A 12,977-nucleotide genomic window follows, 5' to 3' on the forward strand; every position below is an offset into this window, starting at 1 on the left:
GTCCTCCAACCCAAAAGGACAATAGTCTGGACCCTTTTACGTTCTATTCCAGACCACCGGCACTCCATTCAGTCCTTCCTGACGGAGAGCAGGGAGTTATTCCCACGTGATGGGCTGGAATGTGCCCGTTACTGACGATTGCCGTGCTTTTAAGCAAAGCAGCGCGCTAAGCAGCCCGTCCTCGAGCGGAGAGACCGATTCTTTTATGCTGCCGTCCATCAGCCCCAAGAAGCAGCGGCTCAGCTCCGTGTCCCCGCCGAAATGTCCTTTTTCATTGGTAAATTCGTACGTTTCCACACGAGGAGAATGGTGCATATATACTTTTATCGCTCCGGTGTAGAAGTCGAATTCGAGCGTTCCTTTGTAGCCAAGGAAACGGGCTCCGCGTGCTGCTGCTTTATTGCGGGCAAAAAAGTTTTGCGAGTACGACACGTGCATCCCGTTCTCGTAGCGGATCAATGCGCTGCCCGAATCCTCGTTGCCGGTATCGCTAGCAAAGCAGCAGTAGGCCCAATCGTCCTTCAAAGAGTCGGTGCGGAACGTCGTGCTCTCCGGACAGGTTCTATTCTCGTCGCACTCGGCGCATCGGAGTCCTGCGGGTTTGGTTCCTTTAAAGATTTGCTTGGATACCATCGCAGCTACCGTTTCGGGCTTCGTCCCGAGCACATAGTTGATGTAATCGAAATCGTGCGTCGCTTTTTGCAGGAAAAGTCCGCCTGTCTCTTCCTCGTCCCGGTACCAGCCCTGAAAATAGACGTTACCATAAGGCACGTTGTTGACGGCCTGCACGTGCTCGACGGTGCCGATTTTACCGGAATCGATGATCTCTTTCGCCAGCTGAACGATGGAGGTGACGCGCAAAGGAAACGATACGACAACACGGCGGTTGCCTGCTTCCTCGTAGCCCTTTTTCAACTGGAGCGCATCTTCCATGCTTGTAGCCACAGGTTTCTCCAGAAAGACCGGCAAGCCGCTCGACAGCACCTTGAGCGCCATAGGAGTATGCAGCGAGCAGCGCGTTCCGATCATGATCCCGTCAAGCTCCTCTTCCTCCAGCATGGCTTCAACGGTATCGAAAACGCGCACGTTACAGGAGCCGTCCTGCCGTGCCAGCTCGTGCTTCGCCGGTTGAATGTCTACAAGCCCCGCAATTTGCAGCTGCGGATCCAGCTTTTTCAGCTCGTTATTGATAACCCCTCTAACTCTTGCCCCATAGCCTATGACTCCAATTCTCATCGTTACATTACCTCCCAATAGGTTCGTCTGCCGCTCCCTTCAGTATAAGAGGTGGGCATGGAGATTTCTTTGTCCTGGAAGCCGCATTTTTTGTCTTTTCGGCTTTACCCCTCATAAGAATCGGCGGTATCATAAGGTAGGTTTAACAATACGCTCAAGGGGCGAACATAGCATGACGGACTATAAAAGGACGAGCCTGAACGAAACGATTGTCATTCGAAATCTTATTACGATGTATTATTTTGAATTTGGCAAACATTACGTTTTTTCAGGAGAGCGTCATGATTTTTGGGAAATTCTTTATGTGGACAAAGGCGAGGTCGAGGTGCTGACGGATACGGAGCGGCACATTTTGAAGCAAGGGACCATTATTTTCCATAAGCCGAACGAATTCCACAGCTTTTATGCTCATAAAGAAAAAGCGCCTAATCTCATCGTCCTTACCTTTGATTGCGATTCCGAAGCGATGAAGCATTTCGAGAACCGGGTGATGGCTCTAGGGGATTCGGAACGGAACCTGCTGGCCCAAATCGTCAAGGAGGGGACGGAGGCGTTTTACTTTCCTTTTTCGTATCCGTTATTCGCCAATCGGCGCAGTGATGCACGAATCGGTTCCGAGCAGCTGATCAAGCTGTATCTCGAAACGCTGCTTATTCAATTATTGCGCAAAAACGACGATGAACTAACGAAGCCCGCACTGTCCTCCAGCTCCCGGGAGAAGGAGAACCACAGCATCACGCAGCGGGTCATTCAGCTTCTGGAGGAGCATATAGACGGCAATTTGACGCTGGAGGATATAAGCGAGTCGCTTCATATTGCCAAAACACGGCTGAAGGAAATATTCAAGAACGGAACCGGTTATTCGATTATGGAGTATTTCGCCAGATTGAAAATAGAGAAGGCGAAGGAGCTGATCCGCGAGGAATCGTGCAGCATGACCGAAATCGCAGCGCGTCTTGGATTTAGCAGCGTCCATTATTTCTCGAAAGCGTACAAAAAGGCCACCGGCATGAGCCCGACCGAATACAGCCGCACGGTGAGAGCTCGTATGTGAGCCGGATTTAATCGTGTATGCATTGCTTTGTCTATTTTTCCGATCTGTGTTACACATAACAGACTTGTCGAAACTACAGTGCTATAATCAAACCAACGACAAGCGCAGGGGGAAAAAAGAATGAATAAGAAAATGGCTTTATCTATCGTTGGTACATTCGTGATCGGGATTGCAGGCGGCGTAGGTTTAATGATGAACGATTCGGCATACAGCTCGGTTAAAGTTGCGCTCGGCGGTCAAGCGACTCAGAATGCAATCGGGTCGGTCAATGCACAAGGAATGGTTACGGCTCAATTTTCCAATATGGATTTGGAAACCGCATTAATGCAAGTTCAGTCCCAACGTGCCAATGTGTTGGAAGAGCAGTTGAAAGGTCAAATGGAAACCATTCAAGCTAGAAATAACGAGATTGCCAAATTGAATGAAATTATAAGCAAATTAAAAGCGAGTCGTCCGGCAAAACCGGAAGCCAGCGTTACATTGGATGCGGATTTGCATAAAAAATTAACCGAGAACGGCATCAAGGTCCCGTCATCGAATAAATGGTCTCAAGCCGATGTAGACGTTGCGTTGGAGTCTCTTCGCGGCAAAATCGATAGCTTAAACAGCAGCCAGCAAATGGATATGCTTCGCATGCAAAGCTTGACGAACAAGAGAAACGAAGCCTTCGATCTCATGACCAATTTTATTAAAAAAATGGCGGATCAACGCAGCAGCGTTATCGGAAATATGAGATAAGTGAATGTTAATGAAAAGAGACGCTCCGTAGATTGGAGCGTCTCTTTCATTGTTTTACAGCTTGGCGGCGGCAGCCTGCCGGCTTCGGCCCGAAAGCAAGGAAAGACCGAAGCAGAGCAGCAGCACGAGAGCGGCCGAAATATAAGGGTAATTGATATTGATATCGAACAAGAAGCCTGCCGCCACCGGTCCGGCGATGTTCCCGAGACTCGTGTAGGCCGAGTTCAGCCCGGCTACGTACCCTTGCTGCTCCTGCGCCATTTTGGACATCTGGGTGCCGATAGCCGGACGTAATATATCGATCGACAAGAAGACGATGAAGGTTACTGCAAAAATCAGCCAATATTTGTGAACAAACAGCGTTAACAGGACGAACAAGCCCGCAGTGGCCAAGCAGAACGAAATGACCTTCTTCTCACCGAACCGGTTCAGAATCCAACCGAAAATGGTAACTTGAACGACAGCGCCTGCAATGGATCCGAATGTAATAATAAAGGCAATGTCTTTGGCGGTAAAACCGAATTTATGATCGACGAACAGTCCGAATATCGTCTCGTAGTTAGCTAACCCGAATGAGCAGACAAACACGATGATCAAGCTTAAGAAATAAGGCTCCTTGTACGAGTTTCTGAGCTGCACCAGCAGGCTTTGCTTCTGTTCAGGAACAGTGTCGCCGGCTTCGCTGTGATCCGTGCGCGCCGATTCAGGCAGGACGAGGAGGGTAATGACAGCTGCGACGGCACCTGCAACGGCTGCCGCGTAAAATGGGACGCGAATTCCGAATTCCGCGATGAAGCCTCCGATTCCGGGCCCGATAATAAAACCCGTTGTAATCGCCGCATTAATATATCCCATGCCCTGCGCGCGTTCTTCCACGGTAGTAACGTCTGCTGCATACGCCATGACGGAGGGCATAATCAGCGCGGCGCCGATGCCCCCCAGCATCCTGGAAGCAAACAGCAGCCAAGCCGAATCGGCGACCCCGAACAGCCACTCGGATACGGCGAAAACGATCATACCGGCTACGATAATTTTTTTCCGGCCGATCTTATCGGACAACCTGCCGGTTATAGGCGAAGCGATCAGCTGAGTTACTGAGAAGGCTGCCACCAGGAGCCCGACAACCGTCCCGTTAATATGAAGCTCGGTCATATAAGTAGGCATAATTGGAATAACGAGGCCGATTCCGGTGAAAATAAGAAAAATATTGAGCATAAGAAGCAGAACGGCTCCACGATTTCTTAACAATAAAGACATGATATAAATCCTCCGTGTTGTATCTGATGAAATTAATAATATATACTGAACGTTCGTTTTGTAAAATGGCAGGCGGCTTTCAAAAGCGCCGGAGACCCAAATGCGTATTTCCGCCTGTTACGCAGATGGTAGAACCAGACCGAAAGCCGTGCAATCGGAAATTGTAAGGGTAATCGGTAATCGGCAGGAGGCTCCGAGAATGAATTTTAGCGCAGACACTGCTTACTGTATTGCATTACCCTAACCATTCGGCTTGGCAACCCCGTGCAAAAATATTTGAACCGCTGATCGGTACAATTCGAGCGCGTCTTCAGGCTTCGATTTGCGGGACATCTGGCCGAGACCGATTATTAAGCCCTCGAGAATAACGGCAAGCCTTTCTACGTTAGCTTGGTTAAATTCCCCGCTTTCCATTCCTTGCTGCAACAAATTTCGGTTAAAATCAACGTGCCGCGCCACCATCTCGCTGATCCGCTCCTCGACATCGCTCGTCTTTTCCTCATTGTTGAAAAATTCGTCCGCGGCTTTCGTGAGCGGGTGATTCATATCTTCCAGGACAAGCTGTTCTGCGACGCCATACAGCTTTTCCGTGGTTGTTTTGTAAGTCGGCTCTTTCTGCTTCCAGGTCTGCTCCCATTCCCGGTCCCATTCGTCGAGCAAATACAGGAACAAGCCTTCCTTGCTTTTGAAATGATAATAAATATTGCCCTTGCTGCTTCCGGTTGCCTCCACGATATCTTCAATCGAGGTGGCTTTATACCCTTTTTGTCCGAAAAGGCCTCTTGCGGCATCGGCAACCCGCTTTTTGGTTTGCTCGCTTTGCAGCTGCTTTTTGTTCACTGTGATCCACTCCGATTCCAGATATGATCGGTCACAAATAATACTGAACGTTCGTTCTGTATCTTAACAGATACCGAAAAGTTTCGCAAGGGGTAGGGGAAAAGCCGCAAAAAGTATCCTAAAGGATAATATGGAACTTCACCCGATTGCGTTATAGTTCATGTTGCAAGTTAATTTTAGGGAGTGGAGTGCGATCAAGATGGAATGGCAGCCTATTTCTGACCAAAGCCGGATCACGTTAATAGATATCCTGAGGGGAGTTGCCGTGTTCGGGATCTTTTTCGTCAATATCGTTATGATGAGTTCGCCGGACTTATTTTATCAAAGAGCGGGCGTCTTGCCCGAGGAGTCGTCCATAAATTATGCAGTGAGGCTTATGATCGACATGTTCTTTACGGGGAAGTTTTATCCGATATTGTCATTCTTATTCGGGTTCGGTTTTTTTATTTTTATGCAGCGGGCGGAAGTCAGGGGGATTCGGGTATACCCGCTGTTTATGAGACGAATGCTTCTGCTGCTGGCGCTTGGGGTGCTGCATCTGCTCCTTCTCTGGTCGGGAGACGTTCTCCATACATATGCGCTGCTTGGACTGGTATTGATGATGTTTTACCGCAGACGTGCGAAGACGGCGTTCCGATGGGCGGTTTGGATTCTTGTCTTGTACTTTTCTCTGTTCTCACTGGCATTCCTGCAGCCTGCGGATGAAGCAGCGGCGACGATGGCGGCTCATTACCAACAAGCATCGGCAACAGCCGCTGCCTCAACAGCTATGTATCAGAGCGAGGGGAATTATGCGGAATGGTTCGTGTTTCGGCTTCAAAACGAAGTGTTGCCGAATCTTGCGATGGAATTCATCACCTACCCTTGTATTTTTGCCATGATGCTGTTCGGGTTTTATTTCGGAAAAACCGGTGTGTTTGCTGATGTACTGCGATATGCAGGGCTGTTTCGGGCTTTACGCAAGGGCTGCGGAGCAATCGGGCTGACGCTGGCGGGCGGCTTGGCGGTGATAAGACTGAGATGGATAGATTTGGGAGTGTTCTCGTTGATTGGAGAATCGCTTTTAATCTACTTGAGCGGAATCTTTCTGAGCTTTTTCTATATCTCCGTCGTTGTTCTTATGTATAGGCGCTTCTATGGGCAAAAGCTGCTCTATCCGTTTCTGCATGCAGGACAAATGGCCATGACGAATTATTTGGGGCAGTCGGTCATTTCCTTCGCCGTGTTTGCAGGGGCCGGATTTTACGGCAAATTCGATTTTCTGGTGTGCATCATGTATTGTCTTGAAGTGATCTTGCTGCAATTGGCTTTCAGTATCTGGTGGATGAGCCGGTTCCGGTTCGGTCCGGTTGAATGGGTATGGCGGCGGCTAACCTACGGCGGGCTGGGATCATGGAAGAAGGGGACTCCCGGGCACAGAAACTTTTGACTCTCTGGCGCGTCAGTATTAAGGAACGTCATGGGAGGTGCAGCAACACAGTGTATAAGAAGACGGTTATGCTTGCAATCATAGGTTCATTATTGGCGGGTTCGGCAACAGTCAGCGCTTACGAGTCCAGATTGACTCCGTTCCGGGATGTAGGGGAAAGCGACTGGTCTGCCGAGCATGTGTATTCCTTGGCAGCGGTTCAAGCAGTAGACGGATATGCGGATGGAGGATTCCACCCGTTAGCCTCGATGTCGCGGGAAGAGTTCATCAAGATGATGATCGCAGCCGCCGGAGTCTCGCAGGATGCCAGTTTGCCTGCCGGACAGCTCAAGGATGTGTCATCCGATCGTTGGTCGTATCCGATGATTGAAGCGGCGATGCAGCGGCATTGGATTGATGCGATGATAGACAGCGGCGGGAGGTTTCAACCGACGGCCCCGATCCGCCGTGAAGAAGTGGCTTATGCGATGGGAACGATGCTGTTGTCGCAGGCAGCGGAGGAGCAAAGAAAACAGTGGCTGGACGGCGGTTGGATGAAGGAACGGGATGCACGGGCTTTCGCAGATGCAGGTGAAATAAACGGAGCGCTGACGCCCTACGTTTACTACGCTGCAAATCAGGGGTTGTTCGAGGGCAGCGAGAAAGGCTTTGATCCCGCGAGTCCGCTGAGCCGCCAGGAAGCGGCTGCGGTCATTCATAGGCTGCTGCAAAAGGATGCCGGGAGCAAGCCGCTTGAGGTTACCGGCTTCTATGCGATCCAATCGTACAATAATCTGGATAAAATGAAGCTGCTGGATCGGGTCGCTTTGGGCTGGTGGCACCTGGATTATAAAGGGGCGGGTTCGGCAGGGCTTGGCACGTCCGGGGATTCCCACAAGTTCAACCTGCCGCAAGGCTGGGAGGAAGTGACGTCGGCAGCGGATCAGAGCGAGGTCAGCAAAGATTTGATGGTCTTCGCTAACAAATCGCATCAGATAGAAGCATTCTTAGCGGATGCCGCTGCGAGGAGCCAGTTCGTCCAATCAGTAGCCGCGACGGTTAACGATCCGCGATTCGGCTTCACCGGGGTCAATATCGATTTCGAAGATTTGTACGGTCCGGAGAGAAGAAATGATTTTACGGCACTGTTATCGGAGCTGAAAAAAGTATTGAACGGCAAGAAGCTTACTGTAGCCGTACCTCCGGTCAATTATTATGAAGGCTACGATCTAAAAGCTATCGGAGCAACGGCGGATGAGGTCATTTTGATGGCCTACAATTTTCTGAGCAAGCCGGACCGGCTGCCGTCCGCTCCATTGCCGCTCGTCGCCGAGACGATCCGCGATACGTTGGCTGCCGGAGTGCCGAAGGACAAGCTGGTGCTTGGAATCGGCAAACGAACCGATCAATTTATCGGCAATGCGGAGCAAGCGACGTATGCTTCTCCCGCCAGTTCGAGTGTGGAGGAACGGCTCGTGAAGCCCGGAGTCCGTCAGTCATTGGCCGTTCCTTATTTGTTGAAACGCGTTCAATATACGGATGGAGCGGATAACGAGCTGTTCTATGAGGATGCCGACAGCATCGACCGCAAGCTGTGGGTTGCCCGGTATTACGGGCTCAAAGGAGTAGCCCTCTGGTATATGGGGCAATACGTCGAGGACGATTGGCAGCGTATCGGTAAGCTTCGGCCATGAAAGGCTAAGGAGGCTGCTGCGAGCAAGTTAGTACTAAACGGACATCGCTAACCGGCGGAAAAGAGATCGATCCTCAAGTGTGCGGAAGGTCCGCCCGGCCTCCGGCAATGTCTTGGATCAATCGGTGGCGTATTAAAGACCAGATGGAAGTCTTTGACTTCACCGAGGCTGCTTACAGAAAACTCCTCAAAGCTCAAGGGCTTTGGGGAGTTTTTTGAATTCAGATGCACTGACTTGCGCGTTGTCTCGTTGTCCTTTCAACTGTAGCTGACTTGAACATCCAGGGTGGCGTAACGGTTACCCGGCGGCAGCAATTGCTCCAGCCGGAATAACTGTTCTATATGGTACACGCCATGCGGCAAGTCGCCGGATTGGAAAAGCTTATCGGCGACGAAGACGGCTGTTTGGGCCGTCGCCGCGGCTTCACGGGCACCCTGAAGCAAGCATTCCACGGAAACTTGCTTTCCGTTCTTTACACCTTTTGCATCGACTTTAACTGCAAATACCGGTTGTCCGTAACGGATGAGCCCGAATCCCTTCACGATAAGCGGGCGCAAAGCACGGTGACTGAGCAATCGAAAGCCTCCTGCAGATTTGAACCAGGCAAGCAGCCGGGTGACGATTGCGGAATCAAAGCATAATCTCGTCGACACGGTTGGGATTCCGAGGGTTCGTACGACGATGCGCTGATCGGGGAAGGGGAATCGGTAGGCTGTTTTGCGGCCCAATGATGGCCCGAAGCTGACCGTTCTGCCGCCGGAAAAGCTCGTGACCGGTTTGAGCCGACCGTGCTCGACGATGTCGAAGCGGGAGCTCAGGCTGTCAACGGTCCATTCGATAGCCGCTTTGCCGTGCCGATCTCCCAAGCCGAGCATGATGGAAATATCGACCGTATCGGCCCGATCCATCTGCAATGCGGCGTGGTGCGCCATCAGATTCGTCAGCCCCGGAGCGAGTCCGACGCTCAGCACGGCTGTCGCCTGTCCGGAAGCGGCCACTTCGTGCAGCTGCTCCACTTGTTCCAGGAAGTCAAGGTTGGCTGTAACATCTACATAATGAATGCCGCGTTCAAGGCAAGAGCGGATAAAAGCTGTGTCCGTTTGATCCAGGCACATAGTGACCATGCCGATTTGGTGAAATCGCTCATCGTCGCCAAAGCCTTTTTTGATATCAATCTGCATAGGCTTGACTTTGCCGCCCGTCTCGCGGCTGAATTGTTCCGCACGTGCGAGATTCCGCCCTGCGGCATAGACCCGTCCGGGGTATCGTTCTCCCAGCTCCCGGCATACATCCTGTCCTACATGGCCGTATCCGCCGACAACTACGATGTATTTATCCATAAGTGTCTCCCTCCGATGGATGATTTTGTTTCAGGCGGCTCAAAGCAGGTGGGACCCGCTTAGAGTGTTCTGTAACGAGGATTTTCCGCGTTACAGAAGGGCGAAAGCGGCGGAGGCCGAGCTGTAAGACGGTTATTCCGTCTTACAGACAATCAAGAGCCGAGGTGAAGCCGCTACGTGAAGTTGTAACGAGGATTTTCCGCGTTACATAAAGGCGAAAGCGGCGGGGGCCGTGCTGTAAGACGGTTATTCCGTCTTACAGGCTGTCAAGAGCCGAGGTGAAGCCGCTACGCGAAATTGTAACGAGGATTTTCCGCGTTACAGAAAGGCGAAAGCGGCGGAGGCCGAGCTGTAAGACGGTTATTCCGTCTTACAGCCAGTCAAGAGCCGCCATGAAGCCGCTACGCGAAATTGTAACGAGGATTTTCCGCGTTACAGAAGGGCGAAAGCGGCGGAGGCAAGCTGTAAGACGGTTGTTCCGTCTTACAGACAGTCAAGAGCCGAGGTGAAGCCGCTACGTGAAGTTGTAACGAGGATTTTCCGCGTTACATAAGGGCGAAAGCGGCGGAGTCAAGCTGGAAGACGGTTATTCCGTCTTACAGGCTGCACGTCCCGTACTACAATGGCATTCACATTGCGCCGATAAGTTTCCGGTAGTGCAGCAGGGCCCACAATATATATGCTTCAGCCCATCGGATACAACAGCTCCGAAGTTACAATCTCCGATGTCTGCGCAAATATCGAGGACGAACGGCAGCCTTTTTACAATTTAGTATAGATACTAAACTAAAAGTCAAAAAAAATTAGTTTTGCTGCAAAAAATCGTTCAGTTTCTCTATACACCGATCGAAAGTTTCAACCTCCTGCTCACTAAGCTGTGAACGGAGCTGATCGTAAAATCGGACGTGCACTTCCTCGTGAGCGACGTAAGCCTCCTTCCCTTTGTCCGTTAACGAGATCAGTATTCCTCTCGAATCGTGCGGATACGAGGTGCGCTTAACCAGCTGCTTGGCTTCCAGCCTCACGACAAGCTGAGATACTGCACCTTTGGTCACGCCGAGCCGAGCTGCAAGCTCGCTCATAAGCACCGAGCCTTCGCATCCGATCGCCTCGATCGTATGGATTTCACTTGGCGTTACGTTCCCGGCGCCGCCAAACGTCTGAGGCTGGCGTTCCAGCCGCCTTAGCTGCAATATCAATCGGCCCAGGTTGCGGCTGGCGCTGTTGTTGGATGAAGTGATATCTTTTTTCATAGTTTAAGTTTAGTATCTAAACTAAGTGATTGTCAAGCCGAACCATGTTCGGTTTGTTATTGCATGAATGCTTAGTTCAAGCATCTGCACGGGTCAATCGTACTTGGCATCGTCGATTCTTGTTATCTTGTCTACGATAAGCTCGGCCTCCGTCTCGAAATTCAAAACTAGCGGGGCGGGAAGGAGATCGAGAATCTCCTGAATCAGCGGAAGCTCCATCATTTCTTCGACCGTTCTCGGCCGTTCGTCGAGCGTATCCGCCCACTCGCGCACAACGTCTATAAACTCGTAGAACGAAGCCTCGAACTCATTAGCCGTTCCTTCCGCATCGTCGCTGCCGGATGCCGACATGGCGTTCCAGTTGTTTATTACTACAGCCAAAGCCTTCTTTACCTTGTCAATCATAGTTTTCCTCCTTGCATCGAATGGAGATCGTCTGTCTTCTATTGTACTTGCGGAAGGTCTGAAAAGAAACGGTGCAGGTGTATTCGCAAGCGAACTCCATAATCAGGGATGCATTCGTCAAGGTATGAACCGGCGAAAAAACCTTGACTTCGGTTTCACCCATGTGAAATGATAGGAGGAAACTTATACCAGGCACAAGCGCTAGATCAACAATTGTCCGCATTCCGGTGGATGATTTTGGTTATCATAAGTGTAAAGACCTTATAGCGCGATACAGCGATAGGATCCGGTATGATTCCAAGCAGAAAAGGAACTTGTCCTATGAATAATGCTATGTTGCTAACAAAGCCAAAACAACGAAAGCTGCTGTTCAGCGCCGGCCTAAGCTGGCTGTTCGATGCGATGGACGTCGGCATCATCTCCTTCATCGCTGCGGCGTTGGCGGTGGAGTGGCACTTGAGCGCCCAGCAGATCGGCCAGCTGACGGCCATCAATTCCGTCGGCATGGCGGTGGGAGCGGCTGCCGCCGGAGCTCTCGCCGACCGGTACGGACGGCGGGCCGTGCTGCTGTGGACGCTGCTTATATTCTCTGCAGCGAGCGGGCTGTCCGCCATGGCAGGCAGCTTCGCCGTGCTGTGCGCGCTGCGGTTTGTAGCCGGCTTCGGCCTGGGAGGCGAGCTGCCGGTTGCATCCACGCTCGTCTCGGAGTCGGTCCCGGCCCGGGAGAGAGGCCGTGCCGTCGTGCTGCTCGAGAGCTTCTGGGCTGGCGGCTGGATTGCAGCGGCGTTAATAGCCTACTTCGTTATCCCGTCCTATGGCTGGAGGATGGCCTTTGTAATCGGCGCCGTGCCGGCTATATACGCTCTTTACCTGAGAAGAGCGATTCAGGATTCACCGCGGTTTACTCAACTGCAAAGCCGGAGGACGACTTTTGCGGAGAGATTCTTATCGGTCTGGTCCCGGGAGCACCGCCGCAGCACAATCATGCTGTGGATCCTCTGGTTCACCGTCGTGTTCTCCTATTACGGCATGTTTCTGTGGCTCCCTACCGTCATGGTGCTGAAAGGGTTCGGGCTGGTCAAAAGCTTTCAATACGTCCTCATTATGACGTTGGCTCAGCTGCCCGGTTATTTTACGGCCGCCTATCTTATCGAGCGGTACGGCCGCAAATTCGTTCTGGTAACTTACCTGCTGCTGACCGCAGTCAGTGCGATATGGTTCGGCACGGCCTCGACCGACGGCATGCTGATAGCTGCCGGGATCAGCCTCTCCTTCTTTAATCTCGGCGCATGGGGAGGAATGTATGCTTATACGCCCGAGCTGTACCCGACCTCGGTTCGTTCGACCGGAGTCGGTCTTGCCGCATCCTTCGGGCGCATCGGGGGGATTATCGGTCCGTTTCTGGTAGGCATGCTGGTAGCTTGGGGGACGCCGGTAACGTCCATTTTTATCGTGTTCTTCTTCGCGATAGTGATAGGTGCTTTGGCGGTGATGTTCTATGGCAAGGAGACGAAAGGGATCGAGCTGGAGGACGCATGACACTCATGCACGCATGATACGAGTCACTCCCGACTTCCGGATTCGTGACACGGCGTTTCAAGATAGATCCATGATTCGCTTCGCCAATAATAATAAACACAGCAAGCGAACAACAAACAGCCTGCTGCGGGACGTCTCCATAGGAGAACGCCTCGCTAGCAGGCTGTTTTGCATTGTTATGATCAAAGTGCGTGCAGCCGTTGCCGGCAATAA

Annotated in this window: 11 protein-coding genes; 5 read left to right on the forward strand and 6 right to left on the reverse strand. The window is 51.6% G+C overall.

Annotated features, from left to right (window positions below):
- Positions 1 to 96: 96 nt before the first annotated feature.
- On the reverse strand, positions 97 to 1,236 hold the full coding sequence (locus tag DVH26_RS08215) for a Gfo/Idh/MocA family protein (RefSeq protein WP_239633089.1): 1,140 nt from the start codon (positions 1,234 to 1,236) through the stop codon (positions 97 to 99).
- Between the two features lie 172 nt (positions 1,237 to 1,408).
- Here DVH26_RS08215 and DVH26_RS08220 point away from each other — a divergent pair, with 172 nt between their 5' ends.
- Complete coding sequence (locus DVH26_RS08220; RefSeq protein WP_239633091.1) at positions 1,409 to 2,290, forward strand: AraC family transcriptional regulator; 882 nt, start codon at positions 1,409 to 1,411, stop codon at positions 2,288 to 2,290.
- A gap of 120 nt (positions 2,291 to 2,410) precedes the next feature.
- Positions 2,411 to 3,028 (forward strand): hypothetical protein, encoded by a 618-nt coding sequence (locus tag DVH26_RS08225; protein WP_239633093.1) that lies wholly within the window; start codon positions 2,411 to 2,413, stop codon positions 3,026 to 3,028.
- Between the two features lie 54 nt (positions 3,029 to 3,082).
- Here the strand turns inward: DVH26_RS08225 and DVH26_RS08230 are convergent, their stop codons facing one another.
- Complete coding sequence (locus DVH26_RS08230; protein WP_239633095.1) at positions 3,083 to 4,285, reverse strand: MFS transporter; 1,203 nt, start codon at positions 4,283 to 4,285, stop codon at positions 3,083 to 3,085.
- A gap of 240 nt (positions 4,286 to 4,525) precedes the next feature.
- Positions 4,526 to 5,125 carry a TetR/AcrR family transcriptional regulator gene (locus DVH26_RS08235; RefSeq protein WP_239633097.1) on the reverse strand — a complete coding sequence of 200 codons (600 nt, stop codon included), beginning with the start codon at positions 5,123 to 5,125 and terminating at the stop codon, positions 4,526 to 4,528.
- Positions 5,126 to 5,324: 199 nt separating this feature from the next.
- Here DVH26_RS08235 and DVH26_RS08240 point away from each other — a divergent pair, with 199 nt between their 5' ends.
- Positions 5,325 to 6,554 (forward strand): DUF418 domain-containing protein, encoded by a 1,230-nt coding sequence (locus DVH26_RS08240; protein ID WP_239633099.1) that lies wholly within the window; start codon positions 5,325 to 5,327, stop codon positions 6,552 to 6,554.
- A gap of 50 nt (positions 6,555 to 6,604) precedes the next feature.
- The gene (locus tag DVH26_RS08245; RefSeq protein ID WP_239633101.1) at positions 6,605 to 8,227 is read left to right on the forward strand and encodes a glycosyl hydrolase family 18 protein; all 1,623 of its coding nucleotides are present in this window, start codon (positions 6,605 to 6,607) and stop codon (positions 8,225 to 8,227) included.
- 257 nt (positions 8,228 to 8,484) lie between these two features.
- On the opposite strand, the gene DVH26_RS08250 is transcribed toward DVH26_RS08245, so the two are convergent.
- From DVH26_RS08250 to DVH26_RS08260, 3 genes are all read right to left on the reverse strand, one after another.
- Positions 8,485 to 9,567, reverse strand: coding sequence for a saccharopine dehydrogenase family protein (locus DVH26_RS08250; RefSeq protein WP_239633103.1), 1,083 nt, complete (start codon positions 9,565 to 9,567; stop codon positions 8,485 to 8,487).
- Positions 9,568 to 10,370: 803 nt separating this feature from the next.
- Positions 10,371 to 10,820, reverse strand: a complete 450-nt coding sequence (locus DVH26_RS08255) for a MarR family winged helix-turn-helix transcriptional regulator (RefSeq protein ID WP_239633105.1) — start codon at positions 10,818 to 10,820, stop codon at positions 10,371 to 10,373.
- A 93-nt stretch (positions 10,821 to 10,913) separates the two neighbouring features.
- Positions 10,914 to 11,225 (reverse strand): hypothetical protein, encoded by a 312-nt coding sequence (locus DVH26_RS08260; RefSeq protein WP_239633107.1) that lies wholly within the window; start codon positions 11,223 to 11,225, stop codon positions 10,914 to 10,916.
- A gap of 321 nt (positions 11,226 to 11,546) precedes the next feature.
- Here DVH26_RS08260 and DVH26_RS08265 point away from each other — a divergent pair, with 321 nt between their 5' ends.
- On the forward strand, positions 11,547 to 12,764 hold the full coding sequence (locus DVH26_RS08265; protein WP_275590462.1) for an MFS transporter: 1,218 nt from the start codon (positions 11,547 to 11,549) through the stop codon (positions 12,762 to 12,764).
- Positions 12,765 to 12,977 lie beyond the last annotated feature (213 nt).

Source organism: Paenibacillus sp. H1-7 (assembly GCF_022354825.1).
In the GTDB taxonomy this organism is placed as follows: domain Bacteria; phylum Bacillota; class Bacilli; order Paenibacillales; family NBRC-103111; genus Paenibacillus_S.